Genomic DNA, 15,718 nt, shown 5'->3' with positions numbered 1-15,718 from the left:
CTCAGTCCGTTGTCCGGTTAACGATAGTCACCGGCATCCCCGGTTTGAGGTTGGTGAAGCCCCGGGTAATGACCCGCTCTCCTGGCTGAAGTCCGGCGATAATTTCGATCTGTTCGCCGGTTTTTAGACCGGTTTCGAGTGGCCGTATCTGCACCTTATTCTCGCTGTCGGTTATGAAGACATAACTGCCGTTGGTGGATTGTCGCAGGCTGCCGAAAGGTAACAGCAGCACCTGTTGGCGGGCGATACTGAATTTGACTCGTGCAAACTGGCCCGGGCGTGCGCCCTCTGGTGCAGGATTCAGGCTGATTTCAAGGGTGCCACTGCGGGTCGCCGGATCGATGGTGGGGTAGACTCGGCTGATTTTACCGGGCACCGCAAAGGGCTGCCGTTGTTGGCTTGTTTGTAGAGCATCGATCTGAATGTCGACCGGCATACCGATCGTTAGTTGATTGATGAGCAGTTCAGAGACATCGACCTTCAGCCTTAGACTATTGATATCAGCAACGGTTAATAGGTGAGAGGACTGCTCCGCCAGATTTCCCGGTTCGGTATGTCGGCCAGTGATGACACCGTCAATGGGAGAGCGTATACGGGTATAGCCAAGCCGCGTGGCGATCACTTTTTCATCGGCTTGGGCAACGGCGAGATCGGTTTCTCGGCTGGTGAGCTCTGAACGGGCAGTGAGGTTGCGCTTAATAAGCCCTTTGATACGGGCTAATTCGGTCTCGGCCTGCTGGCGAACAGCTCGGGCCCGTTGTAACTGCGCCTTGAGTAGCTGATCATCCAATGTGACTAACAGCTGATCGCGTGTCACCCGGTCGCCTTCACGGGGCAATATCTGTTTGACGATACCCTCTTCTTGGGTATAGATATTGATGGTTTGAAAGGCTTCAAGGGTGCCGGTTCGAATCCGCTCTAGTTCAATATCGGCGGGGGCTGCCTGCATGACCTCAACCAGGTGAGGCTTCGCTTGACGCGCTTTTCCACTAGGCTGTTGTTCGCACCCGGAGAGTAATATGAAGGTTGTGCATAACAGGGTAACAATTTTGCCGGACATATAACGCCGCTGTCTATGTGAATGATGAATAATATCTATACCACAGATAGATGAAATGTCGACAGCGGTTTCGGTTAAAACTGATACATAGATTGTGCTACAGATTTAGTGCTTTTTTAAACGTGTCGAGGAGTAAATCAAACACCCCCGGCTTTACTTTTTTATGGTATTCCAAACGTAGCTGATCCACCTCTTTTAGTTGGCCTTGTAGCTCAGCAAGGTTGGCATCGGTGGCTGTTGGTAGGCTGCTAACTATGTTTTGTACCTTATTAAGGCCTTCCAGTGATAGTTCTTTGCGCTCGGGTGAAAATTTGTATGCCCGAGCGGTTTGCAACTCGGTTAAAAATAGTGCGATTTTAGCGTTAAAAATAGTTGGATCTTGAGTGTCGACGGCTTGCTTATAATGCAGGCGCATCTCTTTCATGGTGGGCTTGAGCGGCCCGGCGCTAACGGTGTTAATCAATAGCAGGCTGATGAGTAATACGAATATAGGAGTTTTATACAGCTTTTTGAACAACATATTAGCTTCCACAATGGCCGGAGCAGCCCGCGCTACCCAGGCAGGGAGGGGCTTCGGGGTCGTTAAGGGTTTTATGACGAATGACACCACCGGTATTAAGTAGTTTGGTGATGGCGGCATTAATGGGGGTATTACCCTCGTCAAAGCCGCCGATATCACATAGATCAGCCCAGGTTGAGAGCTTGAGTGCCATTGGGTGGCGCACCGTAAAAATCTCGCCGGTTGTTTCGCAGCGATAATCATAAGTTGGCATAATCTCTTTCCTTGTCGTTTCTGCCTTTCCGAGGCCGAACCTTAGCATGGTTTTTCGGCGGAGGTAATCAATATACACGACGTTAGCGGATAGGTGTTTATACTGACTCATCGATGTTTAATTTTTGGAGTGGCCTATGCACCAGTCGAGTGGTTTAAAAACACGTCATTGTCTTCCCTACCAAGGGTTAGCTGAGCTGAGTCCAGAAGAGGCGCAGCAGCGCTTAGGGCAACTAGCGTCTGGCTGGTCTATCGGTGATGGGGCTAAAGTTATCCACAAACTATTCCAGTTTAACGATTTTCATCACACGATGGCATTCGTCAATGCATTGGCGTGGATCGCCCAGCGAGAAAACCATCATCCCGATCTCGAGGTGAGTTATGCCCGCTGCCGGGTACGTTACACCACTCATGTTCTGGGTGGTTTGTCTGAAAATGATTTTATTTGCGCGGCAATGATCGATGCGCTGGATGCTGAATAATCCGATACTAGCGGCATGTTCGGTTGGTATTCAGCGACGATTGGGCACAATGCCCACTTAATCAAAAGAGGGAGCGATGTACATGATAAGGCGATCGTTAGTGGTCTTGCTAAGTGTGGGGTTGGCAAGCTGTGCCACGCTCGATAAAGATGATTGTTTGTCGGCGGATTGGCAATTGATTGGCTTTAATGATGGTGCGGCAGGATATGAAACTAAGCGTTTAGAGCAGCATCGAGACGCCTGTGCTGAATATGGTGTGGTGCCACAGATCGATGATTATTTGCAAGGCTACGATCGCGGAGTGATACGCTACTGCACTGCTGTTAATGGCTATGCAACCGCCCGCGCAGGGAAGGTGTTCAATGCCGTTTGTAGTGGTGACCTGCGTCCAGCGTTTGCGTATGGTTTTGAGCTAGGTGTCGAGGCTCATCGGCAAGTAGAGCGGTTGGCCGATGCTAAGGAGCGGTTAACGGCGTTGAAAGCTGCGCAACATGCCGATAGACATCAGCTTAACCAAGCTCGGGATGCATTATTGGCGGATAAACTTGAGCCTAGCAGGCGTGCTTTGTTACTTAATGAGGTTCGAGGGTTGGACCGAGCCATTCATTTGCGTGCCTTACATATTATGCAACAACAGCATGAGGTGGATAGGGAAGCGCGTTATCTCACCACATTGGAAGCCGATCTACGTTCACAGCTATGAGCTAAGTTGTTTTGTAAGACAAAAAAAGCCCTGCACAAGGGCAGGGTAAGAAGCCTGTTTAAAGGCGATGGTGAATAGCGATAAATCGATGTAACGGGGTTTAGGTGGGCCGGCTGGAGCCTGAATCAGCCGACCCGATCAACGGGGTTGAATCGATATTAGTCGTCGTGACGGGGTTTTTTATCACCGTGACGTGGTTTGTCTGGGCGCATCTCCATAAATTTCTCCTGTTGCTCAGGAGTAAGGATCGCGAATAGCTCTTTTTTCTGTTCGGCACGCATGGTGATCATCTTAGCTGTATTTTCCTGTGCGGTAGCGACAAGGTCAGCGACCTGCTGATCATAATCGGCGGCATTGACATCCAGATCCCGCATCGCGGTATACATCTCTTTCATTTGATCACGCTGATCACGCATCTCGTCGCGACGATCTTTGAACAGTTCTTTCACCTGCGTTTCTTGCGCTTCGCTCAGGTCTAATTTTTTGACCATAGCGTGCAGACGTTTGCCGGCATGCTTACCGTCTTCCATCTGTTCATGTTTGCCGTGATGGCCTTCTTCACGATCACCGCAACGGTCTTTATCGTGAGCTGAAGCGATACCTGCGGTAAGTGCACCTGCACCAATGATAGCAGCGGTAATTCCTATAATGATTTGTTTACGCATGGTCGTTCTCCGAAAGCGTTGTTTGTTTTGATGGATACAGTATGTCCTGCCCCCCTGCTAAGTTGGGTAAAGGAGGTGTAAAGTTTGGTAAAGGGTGTTTAAGACAGATGAAATTACTCGGTGGCTTGATTACTCTGGCATTATCTTGAAGTGGTTCATATTGAAGCGGTTCATCCAGAAAGAGATCTATTTATGAGTGAGAACGTGAAGCTACTATTAGTCGATGACGATCAGGAACTTTGTGAACTGATGGGACAGTACCTCCAGTCCGAAGGCTTTGAGGTCAGTTTTGCCCACAGTGTTGAGCAAGCATTACCGTTACTACAGCAAGATGGCCGTTACGACCTGCTGATTTTTGACATTATGATGCCGGGGCAGACGGGCCTCGAACTGTTACAACAGGTACGGCCTCGAATTAAAACCCCGGTGATAATGCTCACCGGGCGGGGCGATGATATCGATCGGATTATCGGTTTAGAAATGGGCGCCGATGATTATTTGGGCAAGCCTTGCAACCCCCGTGAATTAGTGGCTCGTATTCGTGCGGTATTACGGCGCAGTGTTCACTCCCCAGAACCGGAAGACAGTCGTTCGGATATGCTGAGCCTACACAATATCCAGTTGGATCCCGGCAAGCGCCGCGTGCTGGTGGCTGGCAGCGAGATCGAATTAACCAGTGCCGAGTTTAATGTCTTGGCTGAGTTGATGCGTGGCGTAGGCTCTATTATCAGTAAAGATGAGCTGACCGAGAAAGTGTTACACCGTAAGTTGACCGCTTATGATCGGGCGATCGATGTCCACGTGAGCCGGGTACGCCAAAAACTGGCGGCGGCGATCCCCGGTAGTGAACTGATTAAAACCGTACGTGGTGCGGGCTATATGTTGGTCAACGAATAACGTCTCGTACAGAGCAAAATTAAGGCAGGTAGTAGGTTAATGGCGATTCGCTGGTATAAACGATTGTTTCTGAAAATATTTGTGACCGTGTGGGTTACCAGTTTTCTGGTGATTACACTGACGGCCTTTGTTATTGGGCATCTTTCAGAGCAAGAGCGTGATCGTGATGTGCTGAGTGCCAAAGCATTGGGGCAGGCGGAGCTATTGATTGATCGTTATGAACGAAATGGTCGACTACCTTCGATAAAGGAATGGCGACGAATTCATGATGATCACAAAGAAAAGCGGCCGTTTCCGGTTCAAATTCAAATTGCTGAGTTGCCCAACGGCAAGGTTATTTTTGGCCGTAGTGATCTACGAAAATTCCGTGAGCCTATGATTTTTAAGGTTATTTCTGATAGTAATCGTGAATATAGGGTAGTGGCTGAAACCCACCTACCACCTGATTTAGTTGGCAAACTGTTTGGTTTCTTTCTCTCGGTTCAAGTGGCGCTGTTAATGGTAGTGGCGGGTATTGCCGCGTTGTTGATTAGTCTGATGGTGGTGCGTCCGGTGAACCGTTTACGGCAGTATGCCCGTGATCTGTATAACGGCGACTTGAGCGCCCGCACCGATGATCGTCTCAGTCGCCGAGGCGATGAGATTGGTGAACTGAGTCGTGAATTCAATCAGATGGCGGAATATGTTGAGCAAACGCTGCAATCGAATACCCATTTATTACAGGATGTCTCTCATGAGCTGCGAGCGCCTTTAGCAAGGCTGCAGATGGCAGCGGGGTTGGCCGGGCAGAAGATGTCGGATGCGGATCAGCAATATATTGAGCGGATTAATCAGGAATGTGATCGTATTAATCGGTTGATCGATGAGATTCTGCGCTTATCTCGGCTGGAGCAAATGGAGCTGTCAGATCAGCCCTTTGCGCTTAATAGCGTGATCGATACCTTGGTGGACGATTTTAGCTTTAGTGCGCCACAGCACCCGCTGCAATGGCAGCCTGTGGATTACCGGATAAAAGGTAACCCAGTGCTATTGGAGCGGGCCTTGAGTAATATTCTCGGTAATGCGGTGAAACACACGCCAACGGGGACGCAGATTCGTATTTCAGCTGAGTTAGTGGCCGGCAAGGTGTTAATTCGGGTAGCCGATAAAGGTCCTGGCCTCAATGAGGAGCAGTTAGCACGGATGTTTAAACCCTTTGTACGCTTTACCGGGCAGCAGAACGGTTATGGCCTCGGCTTGAGTATTGCGCAGCGTGCAACTCAGTTGTTAGGCGGCACGCTTACCGCGCGCAGCCCTACGGGGGAGGGGCTCGAGTTGATTCTGAGTTTCCCCAAAGCTTGAGGTATACGGGCTGACAGGTTATGAGTGATCTGCGAGGTCGCTTAAAGAGTTATGAAGTGGTTGAGCTCGTCTGCGGACTTTGCTGCAAGATAGTATCGATCGGCACTGGGCGGCTAATGGCATAGCCCTGTGCATAATCGACCCCGATACTCTTAAGGCGAGCCATCATCTCATCGGTTTCGACAAACTCAGCGATAGTCTTCATTCCCATAATATGACCCACCTCGTTAATGGAGCGGACCATCGCTTCATCAATGGGGTCGGTCAGTATATTGCGCACGAACATACCGTCGATTTTCAGGAGGTCGACCGGCAAGTTTTTCAGGTAGGCAAAGGACGACAGGCCGCTACCAAAGTCATCGAGGGCAAAGCGGCAGCCAAGGTTTTTCAACGAGCGGATAAATATTTGCGCATTTTTAAGGTTAGCAATCGCTGCGGTTTCGGTGATTTCGAACTTGATCATGTTCGCCGGCACAGGGCCTTGCTGAATACTGCGGATAATGAATCCCAATAAAGAATCGTCCCCGAGAGATTGACCGGATAGGTTGATCGCTAAACTGGAAATATGATCTAGGTTATCAATATTGTTCGCCATCCACTGCAAGCTATTACGAATGACCCAACGATCGATTTGAGGGGCGATATTGTAACGTTCAGCGGCGGGTAGAAAGGCATCCGGAGCGATGATCTTCCCGGTGTCAGATTGCAGTCGGAGCAAAATTTCATAACCAATTTTCTGGTCGCTTTGTAGCGGCACTATCGGCTGTGCATAGAGCTTAAAGGCGTTTTCTTCTAGGGCGCGATGGATCTCTGTGGCCCACTGAATATAGCCCTTACGAATCAGTTGCTGTTCATCATGGTCATTGTAAATATGGATACGATTACGGCCGGCATCTTTGGCGGTATAACAGGCCGTATCAACATCTTGAAGGGCCGCAACAGCGCTGTTCGTATGATGGTCAACGATCGTGATACCTGCGCTGATTTCGACCTTAAAGGTGTGTTCTTCCCACTGGAAACGGAACTGTTTAAGGTCGGCCATAATCATCTGGATGACATGTTCTCCTCTGGCTAGGCTGGCGTTTTCTAGTAGCAAGAGGAATTCATCGCCACCGGGGCGGGCCAAGGTATCGCGGCTGCGTAGTTTATCGCGAATGAGGTTGCTGACCTGTCGTAGCATGTCATCCCCGGCCATATGGCCGCAGGTATCATTGATGATCTTAAATTGATCAATATCGATAAAGCAGAGTACATGGTGGGAGAGGTATTTATGGGCATGTTCGATGGTTTGGGTGAGTTCATTTTCAAACTGTTGTCGATTGAGCAAACCGGTTAGTGAATCATGGGTGGTTTGGAAATCGATCTGGTCGTTGATCTTACGGACTTCGGTAATATCATCCTGTAGGGCCACGAAATGGGTAATTTCGCCGAGGTTATTGGTAATAGGTGAAATGATCTCTTCGGCCCAATATAGCTCGCCGTTCTTCTTTTTATTATGAAACACACCGCGCCATTCTTGGCCGGATAACAGGGTTTTCCACAGGTCATGGTAGACCTCTTTGGAGGTTTCGCCGGAATTGAGTAAACGAGAATTCTTGCCCATGACCTCATCGGCCGAATAGCCAGTAATGTCGGTGAAACGCGGGTTAATATACTCGATATTGCCGCTAAGGTCGGTGATGACCACCATATTGGGGCTTTGTTCGACCGCCCGTGATAATTTCTTCAGGGTGCTGGTGGCCGCCTGCTGTTCAGTAATGTCATTAAATACGCCTACGCCACCATTCACTGCGCCGGTATGGTCTCGTAGGGGAACAAACTCAGCCATCAGGTACATGGAACGATGGCCCATAATGGACACATAGGGGCCTTCGAAATAACCAATATTACCTTCCAGTGCTTCGTTTAACGCGGCGATAACCTGCTGGTTAGTCAGTTTTTCACGTAAATTAAGGCCAACAATGGCTGAGCTAGGGGAGCCGATAATATCGGTAAAACGCTGATTGATCATGGTGATATTACTCGCCTGATCATAGTGAAAAATGCCCACCGGTGAGTGCTCGACAATTGAGGAGAGGCGTGCTTCACTGTTATGCAACTCTTCGGTGCGTTCTTTGACACTGCACTCAAGCTCTCTCGCCCAGCGACGTTGAGCGGCAGAGAAGGTGAACAGGATCGGTAATAAAAAGAGTAAAAAGATCGTTGCGATCGTTATCTGTTGTATGAGGTATTGGGTTAACAGTGAATGAATGTGGCTGATTTCGATATCAGCCGCGGTGACAAACAGGCGGCCATCAGAGGAGAGTTGCGGGATAAATACGCTACGAAAGTGCCCCCAGGCGTCCGTTATTTCGAAGAACTGTTGTGTTCTTTCGGTGAAGACCTGATCTATACGAGGGTCGGCATCGTCATAGGGTAAAAAATAATTGTAGAGGTATTTGCCTGATTGAAGCTCATCATTAGTGCTGCCAGAACTGGTAAAAAATATCGTATCCTCCTGCTTTATTAGCGTATAGACGTAGATAACATCTATATTTCGGGTAAAACGCGATAGTTTTATGGTGTTATTTAGATCAGTGGCGTGGTCAATATCGCCGGGCTTCATGTCTTTATGATGAAAATCCGGCGGTAATATTAATGGTGCGGTTCTGGCACTGAGGACTAGATCGGTATCAATCTGTTGGTAAATTCGGTCATGTTCCTGTGAATAACCCCAAACGACGTAGATCGCAACCCAGATAATATAGATCAGGACGGCGAGATATACTTTGTTAGTCGTTTTAAATGTCATAGTGAGAGTATAGGTAGAATTGCAACAAAAGTTATTACTCCTATACCTGAAACGAGTACAAATGCGGCAAGGCGAGGATTTCTGTGAGTTGCTCCAGTGCGGTGCAGATCTCATTCGCTAGATGAGGGTCGGCAAGGTCTTCCGGTGCTAATTGATCCCGGTAGTGACGGTTAATCCAGTTTTTCAACTGCTGATATAGCGGTTCATTGAGTAATACTGGGGAATGAACGGCGGCCAGTTCTGTTTCACTCATCGGCACGCGTAAGCGCAGACAGGCAGGTCCTCCACCGTTATTCATGCTTTGTGTCAGGTCGATATACTCTACCGCATTAACCGGATTAGGGCCGTCAATTAACTGATCTATGGCGTTTTGTGCCTGAGGCGATGCGAGACAGTTGGCGGGGGCGAGTAACAGCATAGTTTGATCTGCAAGGCTAATTAGTTGGCTATTAAATAAGTAGCTATCGACGGCATTCTTAACGCTTAGATCTTGACGGTTGATTTGATGAATAATCAGCGGCGTATCGCTTTCTAGGCGTTGCCACTGCTGCTGTAAGCGATACAAGAGGGATGCCTGATTAACCCAAGCGTCTTGGTGTAGCAATAATAGGTTACGCTGTCCGACACCGATAACATCATGATGAAAAACGCCCTGATCGATCACCTTTGGGTTTTGCTGTGCCAGTAATACATGGGATGTAGATAAGTTATGCTGCCGAATCAACGCTTCACAGGCGGCCTGGGTTTGCCGCGCCGGAAAGCGTTGAGGTGTGGCGGTCTGATTGCCGCGGCCATAAACCAGCAATGTCAGGCCCGGATGGCTGTGAGTTGGGCAAAGGCGGGTGTGATTGGCAGCGCCTTCATCGGCAAAGTGGCTTTGTGCAGGTAGTGATGGATGATGGCAGAAATGTTTCGGGTTGGGAAAAATGCGTTGTAATAGCGTGCCGCTGGAGGTTGTTTCAATGGCACGGTGGAAGGTGGTTATCAGGTTGGCCGGGGTAAAATGTATGCGTTTGTCTGGGTTATCAAGACTGCTGGATACGGTTGCCGCATTTGCCGCCCACATCGAAGAGGCGGAATAACAAGCCGCTAATAGATGTGGTGCCTGACGGTGGGCTTGGCTGAGAACCTGTTCGCTGTTGCCGTGAAAGCCTAGACGTCTAAGAGTATCAAAATCTGGGCGGCAAGCGGGTGGCAATACGCCTTGGGTTTGCCCCAACTGCACTAAACGCCACATTTTCTCCAGCCCCTGAAGGGCCGCCTGACGGGGCGAAGCGATTTGACCTTTATGCTGGTTAGATGCGAGGTTGCCAGGCGATAGCCCCGCATAGTTATGACTAGGGCCAATTAAGCCATCAAAGTTAACTTCCTGATACGGCATACAACCTCCATGAGTCGCTATAGGGTTAAGCCTGGGCTGAGATTCGCCGGTAGCTTGGGTTCGCTGCTTTCGATGGAAGCCACCGCATAGGCGCAGTAATCCGCCGCATAGTAGGCTGAAGGGCGGTGGTTGCCACTGCTACCGCAGCCGCCAAAAGGGAGTGCACTGCTGGCACCGGTGAGCGGACGGTTCCAATTGATAATGCCGGCACGAATATGGCGTTGAAAATATGCATATTGCACAGGATCATCACTGAATAAGCCAGCTGATAGGCCGTAAGCGGTGTGATTCGCCAGAGTGATGGCCGTGGTAAAATGGTCGTAGCGGATTACTTGTAAGAGTGGTCCGAAATACTCTTCATCCGGTCTCTGAGTCATCGCCGTGGTGTCGATAATGGCGGGTGACAGCAGAGTGCCGCTGTCATTCAACAGCTGTGCTTCGAGTAGTATGCTAGCCCCGTGCTGATGTAAGTGATGTTGTGCATCAAGGATATTATCGGCCGCAGCTTGATTGATTAGGCTACCCATAAAGGGCTGCGGATCGGCATTGTATAAACCGACCTTGAGTTTGCGACAGGCGTGGATTAACTGTTCAAGGAAACGATCCCCCCAAGGGGATGCGGGTAGCAGTAAGCGTCGGGCGCAGGTACAGCGTTGCCCGGCGCTGATAAAAGCGGACATAATCGTGTCATGCAGGGCGGCTTTCAAGTTCTCGACGGGGGTGATTACCAAGGGGTTATTGCCACCCATTTCCAGTGCTAGGATCTTTTCGGGATGTCCGCCAAACTGACGGTGCAACAGTTGGCCGGTGGTAGCACTGCCCGTAAAAAAGAGTCCGTCGATGTCCGCTGAGGCGGCGAGTGCTTTACCGGTTTCGCTATCACCTTGAATTAGGTTGAGCACACCATCGGGAAGCGCCGCTTTTTGCCATAGATGAACCATGAGTTCAGCGCATCGAGGAGTTAATTCGCTGGGCTTAAATACTACGGTATTGCCCGCCAATAGCGCGGGAATGATATGCCCATTGGGTAGATGCATGGGAAAATTGTAGGGGCCGAATATCGCCACGACCCCGTGGGGTTTATGCCGTAATACCTGCTCCCCCTGTGGCCCTTGTTCGCGCCGTGTGGGGCAGCGCTCGGCATACGCCTGAAAGGAGATCTCGGTTTTACTGATCATTGCGCTAACTTCAGTGCGGCTTTCCCACAGGGGTTTACCGGTTTCCTGCCCGATGCTGTCTGCGAGTAACTCTGAGTGCTGTTGCAGTAGCTCTGTAAAGCGGAGGATATAGTGTTGTCGTTGCGACAGTGTGAGTTCGCGCCAATGCAATGAGGCGGCTCGGGCAGCGTTTACGGCATTATTCACCTGTGAGACTGAGGCACCGCGGCCCTGCCAGAGCGGTTCATCGGAAGTGGGGCTGTTAGAGGTTAACAATGGCCCGTCACCGGCTATCCAGCGCCCGCCGATATAGAGTGATGCCTGGGTTTTCATGGTTCAACTCCTGCGCTTGAGAGGCACAACCCGAACTTGGTCGCCTTGGGCGACCTGTAGTTGCTGGGCTAGTGTTGTTGGGAGGGGGATTTTGCCGGCAACTGGGGTGCTATAAACGATGGCGCAGCGAAAGGCTTGCCGGGATGTATTACTGATTAGGTAGGGCGTGTTACCGGCATGATAGGAATCGCTAGCGACCTCGGCATAATGGCTTTTGCGGATCACTCTTATATCTTTTGGTTTGCAGGCAAGCGTCGGCCCCGCATCAAAAATATCGATATATTCCTCGTAGCGAAAACCTTCACTTTCTAGCATTTTACGCGCGGGCACGGTGTTCTCGTGTACCTCACCAATCACCTTACGGGCGTTCTCTGGCAGCAGGTGAATATAGATAGAATGCTTGGGCATCAGCTCGGCTATAAAGACCTTATTACCGATGCCAGTGAGATAGTCAGCCTCAGAGAATGCCATGCTGAAAAAGTGTTGCCCTAATCCTTCCCAAAAAGGCGAGCGCCCCTGAGGATCGCTAACGCCGCGCATTTCAGCGATTACCTTTGCCGCAAAGCGCTCTTTAAATTGAGCGATAAAGAGGAAGCGGCAGCGAGACAGTAAGGCGCCGTTATTATCCTGTCGGTATTGTGGCTCTAAATAAAGGGTGCAGACCTCGGTGCAGCCGGTGTAGTCATTGCATAGATAGAGAGTTTTAAAGCTATTATGCACGCCGAGTTCGCGCGATGCATGAACCACGGTGCCGATGCGGTAGTGATAGAAAGGTTCTCGTAAACCCACGGCCGACTCAATACCGCAAACACCGATGACTCGCTGCTGCGAACAGTCTTCTAGGACAAACAGATAGCTGTCACCGAGAGGGTCAGCGACGGGTTGTTGAAAGGATTTTTCTGAGGCTAGAATTTTGGCTTCCAAGAGGTCTCGGTTAGCGGGTAGTGAGGTGAACCCCGGACCGCTGTTGTTGGCCATTTCATAGAGGCGATCCAGATCTGATCGTCTGATCGGGCGAATTATATTGATATCGTTCATCCCTACTCTCCTCATGATTGATTTAATGGCACGGCGGAATCCTTTTTAGTGGATAGGTTAGCGTGTTCTACGCCAGCGTTCGGCCTGCTCTGCCAGTGTTAGTAATATCAGCGTACTGAGTTGGGCGCGGGTGACGAGGCTGCTGATATTGATAAACTCCTTGTCACTATGAATATTGCCGCCGAGCGCGCCGAGGGTATCGACATTGGGTAATCCGGCTGTGGATAAGTTATTACCATCGCAGCACCCGCCGGTGGCCTGCCACTGCAGCGGTATGCCAAGTTGCGCCGAACAGGTGGATACCAGTTGATAAAGGGCGAGATGCGCCGTATCTAATGATTTAGGGCTGCGGCCAAAGTGGCCGTGCAAGCTAAGGGATATCCCCTCTTTTTGATTAATTTTGGCTTCAATCTCTGTTAGCTTTTGTTGGCACCAGTGTTCATCTGCTGTGATTCGGGTACGAATATTAAAGCGACAGCGGGCCTGATCCGGTACTTGATTGGTGGTCACGCCACCGTCCATCACGCCGACATTCACCGTGACACCTTCACGCACACCATTTAGCTGATCGACGGCGGTGATGAATTCCGCCATTGCGCAGATTGCATTACGACCGAGGTGATGCTCTCGTCCGGCATGGGCGGCGACACCCTGAATAATAGCGGTGAAGTTGCCGCTGCCTTTACGTTCGCCAGCGAGTTGGCCATCGGGTAGGGCGGGTTCGTAGATCATGCCCAGATCATGTTGTGCGGCCTGCTCTGCCAGTAAAGCGGCAGAACTGGGGGAGCCTATCTCTTCGTCGGGGTTAAGTATGACGGTCCAACCGACCTGTTGGGCTTGAGGAGATTGCTCAAAAGTGCTCAAGGCCGTCAACATCACCAGTAGACCTCCCTTCATATCACTTACCCCGGGGCCATTTAGGGTGTGATCATCTAGCCAACGGCATTGTTGGAACCCTGAATCAACGGGGAATACGGTGTCCAGATGGCCGGTGAGCAATAGTTGTAGTGGCGCATCGGGGCGTTTCTTGAAAAGTTGAAGATGACCCAAAGGGTGTTCCATGACGCTGCCATCGGTGCGGTAGAGCTGATAGGGCGGCAGGCTAATCTGCTGATGGTCGCAATCTAATTGTTGGCAGAAGCGTTGACTCAATAGCTGCCCAACTTGGTCCACTCCGGCAGGGTTAAGGGTGTGAGAATTGATCTGCGCCAGCTCAATGAGCGACGCGGTTAATGCCGGTTGCTGTTGTGTTAATGGCTGTATCAGAGAGCTGAGTCGGGTATTCATCATCGTTACCTGATCGGGGCTGTCAGTGAGTCGGTTTAATAACCTACTTTCATGGCTAGCATTGCTTGGGCCAATTGTTTTAGGCCGTTGCTGATATCGGGATAGGGAATGATAAGCGAAGGGGTTAGCCGCACCACATTAGGCCCAGCGGTGAGGATAAGCACTCCTTGCTCTTCTGCGAGTGTTAGCAAATCCCGGGCTCTACCATGCCAAGTTTGTTTCAGCTCACAACCGATGAGTAAGCCTTCTGCGCGAATATCTTGGAACAGCCCGATTTTGTTATTCAACTGCTGCAGGCCATTAGCAAATAGTTGCTGTCGTTGCTTTACCCCCTCTAACAGGGTGGGGTTATTAATGAGCTCCAATGCTTTAGACGCGACGGCGCAGGCCAGCGGGTTACCGCCATAGGTGCTTCCATGGGTACCAACGGTAAAACTGGCGGCGATTTCTCGGGTGGTGAGCATCGCCGCGATAGGGAAGCCGGCGCCTAATGCTTTGGCAGAGGTGAGGATGTCGGGTGTAACGTTATAACCCTGATAGGCAAATAGTTCGCCAGTACGGCCCATGCCGGTTTGAATCTCATCAAAAATCAACAGCGCGTTATGTTGGGAGCAGAGTGTCCGTAAGCCTTCGAGAAAAGCCGGCTGAGCCCGGATAATTCCACCTTCACCTTGAATCGGTTCGACAATCACGGCGCAGGTTTTTTCTGATATGTGGGCATTAAGTGCGGCGAGGCCATTGAAGGGGAGGTGGGTAATATCCCCCGGGAGAGGCTCGAAGCCTTCGGTATATTTCGCTTGTCCCCCAGCGGTGACGGTAAACAGAGTGCGACCGTGAAAGCTGTTGTCGAATGCAATGATGTTGGTTTTATCGCGACTAAAGTGCTGTTTGGCGTAGATGCGGGCCAATTTTAGCGCGGCTTCATTGGCTTCCGCCCCTGAGTTGGCAAATAGAATCTGCTCGGCGAAGGTAGCATCGCATAGCTGCTGGGCGAGTGTTAGTGCGGGTTCATTGGTCCATACATTGCTCAGGTGCCAGAGAGCTTGGCCCTGCTGTTGTAATGTTTTCACTATTTCCGGGTGGCAATGGCCTAACGCGTTAACTGCGATACCGCCGGCGAAATCGATGTACTCTTTGCCGGCTTGGTCCCAAACCCGTGAACCGACGCCTTTAACCGGAATCATCTGGCTTGGCGAATAGTTGGGCACCATCACATCAGCAAACATTTTACGGTTAATCATTGTATCCATCCCCCTCGCTTGTCAGAGACTTGCCTTTCAGTTTAGACGCTGGCGGCGAATGGGGCGGAAATTTTATTTTTCAGACGTAAAAAAGGCACTCAATGAGTGCCTTTAAAAAATCATATTATCGGGTGGTTTAAAGCGCGTCAGTACCGGTTTCACCTGTACGGATACGGATCGCTTGCTCAAGAGGTGTGACAAAAATTTTGCCATCACCAATTTTGCCGGTATTGGCGGTTGAGGCGATCGCTTCAATTACTTGATCAACCAAGTCATCCGCGATAGCCGCTTCAATTTTCACTTTAGGGAGAAAATCTACAACGTACTCTGCGCCGCGGTAAAGCTCGGTATGCCCCTTTTGACGTCCAAAGCCTTTTACTTCTGTGACAGTGACACCCTGAATGCCAATTTCTGACAGGGCTTCACGTACATCATCCAGTTTGAACGGTTTTATTACCGCACTTACCAGTTTCATCATTTATATCCTCGCTTGGATCTGTTGTTCTGACAGGGTATTCCTGCAGGCCTCAGACGGTTGGAGATCAATCTTGGGCCTAGTATACCCAGAAT

Annotated in this window: 15 protein-coding genes; 4 read left to right on the top strand and 11 right to left on the bottom strand. The window is 50.3% G+C overall.

The annotated features are described in order from the left end of the window. Position 1: 1 nt before the first annotated feature. From AC0L4K_RS18810 to AC0L4K_RS18800, 3 genes are all read right to left on the bottom strand, one after another. Positions 2–1,060 (bottom strand): efflux RND transporter periplasmic adaptor subunit, encoded by a 1,059-nt coding sequence (locus tag AC0L4K_RS18810; RefSeq protein ID WP_473267524.1) that lies wholly within the window; start codon positions 1,058–1,060, stop codon positions 2–4. Between the two features lie 97 nt (positions 1,061–1,157). Next, a complete protein-coding gene (locus tag AC0L4K_RS18805; protein WP_417226634.1) occupies positions 1,158–1,580 on the bottom strand; it encodes a cytochrome b562 in 423 nt (140 codons plus the stop codon). 1 nt (position 1,581) lies between these two features. Then, the gene (locus AC0L4K_RS18800; RefSeq protein WP_417226636.1) at positions 1,582–1,833 is read right to left on the bottom strand and encodes an FmdB family zinc ribbon protein; all 252 of its coding nucleotides are present in this window, start codon (positions 1,831–1,833) and stop codon (positions 1,582–1,584) included. Between the two features lie 136 nt (positions 1,834–1,969). On the opposite strand from AC0L4K_RS18800, the gene AC0L4K_RS18795 reads away from it, so the two are divergent. Then, the gene (locus AC0L4K_RS18795; protein WP_417226638.1) at positions 1,970–2,314 is read left to right on the top strand and encodes a 4a-hydroxytetrahydrobiopterin dehydratase; all 345 of its coding nucleotides are present in this window, start codon (positions 1,970–1,972) and stop codon (positions 2,312–2,314) included. A 76-nt stretch (positions 2,315–2,390) separates the two neighbouring features. After that, entirely contained in the window at positions 2,391–3,017 is a 627-nt protein-coding gene (locus AC0L4K_RS18790) for a DUF2799 domain-containing protein (RefSeq protein WP_417226640.1), read from the top strand. A gap of 158 nt (positions 3,018–3,175) precedes the next feature. On the opposite strand, the gene AC0L4K_RS18785 is transcribed toward AC0L4K_RS18790, so the two are convergent. After that, positions 3,176–3,682 carry a Spy/CpxP family protein refolding chaperone gene (locus AC0L4K_RS18785; protein WP_417226642.1) on the bottom strand — a complete coding sequence of 169 codons (507 nt, stop codon included), beginning with the start codon at positions 3,680–3,682 and terminating at the stop codon, positions 3,176–3,178. 192 nt (positions 3,683–3,874) lie between these two features. On the opposite strand from AC0L4K_RS18785, the gene AC0L4K_RS18780 reads away from it, so the two are divergent. Then, positions 3,875–4,579: a response regulator gene (locus tag AC0L4K_RS18780; protein WP_417226644.1), complete on the top strand. Its 705-nt coding sequence runs from the start codon at positions 3,875–3,877 to the stop codon at positions 4,577–4,579. Positions 4,580–4,618: 39 nt separating this feature from the next. After that, positions 4,619–5,920, top strand: coding sequence for a sensor histidine kinase (locus tag AC0L4K_RS18775; RefSeq protein WP_417226646.1), 1,302 nt, complete (start codon positions 4,619–4,621; stop codon positions 5,918–5,920). A 49-nt stretch (positions 5,921–5,969) separates the two neighbouring features. Here the strand turns inward: AC0L4K_RS18775 and AC0L4K_RS18770 are convergent, their stop codons facing one another. The 7 genes from AC0L4K_RS18770 to glnK all read right to left on the bottom strand — a co-directional run bounded on the left by AC0L4K_RS18770 (position 5,970) and on the right by glnK (position 15,623). After that, positions 5,970–8,711: a bifunctional diguanylate cyclase/phosphodiesterase gene (locus tag AC0L4K_RS18770; RefSeq protein WP_417226648.1), complete on the bottom strand. Its 2,742-nt coding sequence runs from the start codon at positions 8,709–8,711 to the stop codon at positions 5,970–5,972. Between the two features lie 40 nt (positions 8,712–8,751). Further along, a complete protein-coding gene (gene astB / locus AC0L4K_RS18765) occupies positions 8,752–10,092 on the bottom strand; it encodes an N-succinylarginine dihydrolase (RefSeq protein ID WP_473267523.1) in 1,341 nt (446 codons plus the stop codon). A 17-nt stretch (positions 10,093–10,109) separates the two neighbouring features. Beyond that, the gene (gene astD, locus AC0L4K_RS18760) at positions 10,110–11,582 is read right to left on the bottom strand and encodes a succinylglutamate-semialdehyde dehydrogenase (protein ID WP_473267522.1); all 1,473 of its coding nucleotides are present in this window, start codon (positions 11,580–11,582) and stop codon (positions 10,110–10,112) included. Between the two features lie 3 nt (positions 11,583–11,585). Next, the gene (astA, locus tag AC0L4K_RS18755; RefSeq protein ID WP_417226654.1) at positions 11,586–12,620 is read right to left on the bottom strand and encodes an arginine N-succinyltransferase; all 1,035 of its coding nucleotides are present in this window, start codon (positions 12,618–12,620) and stop codon (positions 11,586–11,588) included. A gap of 57 nt (positions 12,621–12,677) precedes the next feature. Further along, positions 12,678–13,910, bottom strand: a complete 1,233-nt coding sequence (locus AC0L4K_RS18750) for a hydrolase (protein ID WP_473267521.1) — start codon at positions 13,908–13,910, stop codon at positions 12,678–12,680. Between the two features lie 32 nt (positions 13,911–13,942). Next, the gene (locus AC0L4K_RS18745; RefSeq protein WP_473267520.1) at positions 13,943–15,157 is read right to left on the bottom strand and encodes an aspartate aminotransferase family protein; all 1,215 of its coding nucleotides are present in this window, start codon (positions 15,155–15,157) and stop codon (positions 13,943–13,945) included. A gap of 127 nt (positions 15,158–15,284) precedes the next feature. After that, positions 15,285–15,623: a P-II family nitrogen regulator gene (glnK, locus tag AC0L4K_RS18740; RefSeq protein WP_299197554.1), complete on the bottom strand. Its 339-nt coding sequence runs from the start codon at positions 15,621–15,623 to the stop codon at positions 15,285–15,287. Positions 15,624–15,718: the final 95 nt, after the last annotated feature.

Source organism: Amphritea sp. GJ51-11, assembly GCF_055808735.1.
Note: the sequence above shows the minus strand (reverse complement) of the source record. Positions and strands in the feature narration are given on the sequence as shown.

Bases quoted from the DNA above. Each gene is read 5' to 3' on its own strand.
- AC0L4K_RS18810 (WP_473267524.1), bottom strand. From the start codon at position 1,060: ATGTCCGGCAAAATTGTTACCCTGTTATGCACAACCTTCATATTACTC.
- AC0L4K_RS18805 (WP_417226634.1), bottom strand. From the start codon at position 1,580: ATGTTGTTCAAAAAGCTGTATAAAACTCCTATATTCGTATTACTCATC.
- AC0L4K_RS18800 (WP_417226636.1), bottom strand. From the start codon at position 1,833: ATGCCAACTTATGATTATCGCTGCGAAACAACCGGCGAGATTTTTACG.
- AC0L4K_RS18795 (WP_417226638.1), top strand. From the start codon at position 1,970: ATGCACCAGTCGAGTGGTTTAAAAACACGTCATTGTCTTCCCTACCAA.
- AC0L4K_RS18790 (WP_417226640.1), top strand. From the start codon at position 2,391: ATGTACATGATAAGGCGATCGTTAGTGGTCTTGCTAAGTGTGGGGTTG.
- AC0L4K_RS18785 (WP_417226642.1), bottom strand. From the start codon at position 3,682: ATGCGTAAACAAATCATTATAGGAATTACCGCTGCTATCATTGGTGCA.
- AC0L4K_RS18780 (WP_417226644.1), top strand. From the start codon at position 3,875: ATGAGTGAGAACGTGAAGCTACTATTAGTCGATGACGATCAGGAACTT.
- AC0L4K_RS18775 (WP_417226646.1), top strand. From the start codon at position 4,619: ATGGCGATTCGCTGGTATAAACGATTGTTTCTGAAAATATTTGTGACC.
- AC0L4K_RS18770 (WP_417226648.1), bottom strand. From the start codon at position 8,711: ATGACATTTAAAACGACTAACAAAGTATATCTCGCCGTCCTGATCTAT.
- astB (WP_473267523.1), bottom strand. From the start codon at position 10,092: ATGCCGTATCAGGAAGTTAACTTTGATGGCTTAATTGGCCCTAGTCAT.
- astD (WP_473267522.1), bottom strand. From the start codon at position 11,582: ATGAAAACCCAGGCATCACTCTATATCGGCGGGCGCTGGATAGCCGGT.
- astA (WP_417226654.1), bottom strand. From the start codon at position 12,620: ATGAACGATATCAATATAATTCGCCCGATCAGACGATCAGATCTGGAT.
- AC0L4K_RS18750 (WP_473267521.1), bottom strand. From the start codon at position 13,910: ATGATGAATACCCGACTCAGCTCTCTGATACAGCCATTAACACAACAG.
- AC0L4K_RS18745 (WP_473267520.1), bottom strand. From the start codon at position 15,157: ATGGATACAATGATTAACCGTAAAATGTTTGCTGATGTGATGGTGCCC.
- glnK (WP_299197554.1), bottom strand. From the start codon at position 15,623: ATGAAACTGGTAAGTGCGGTAATAAAACCGTTCAAACTGGATGATGTA.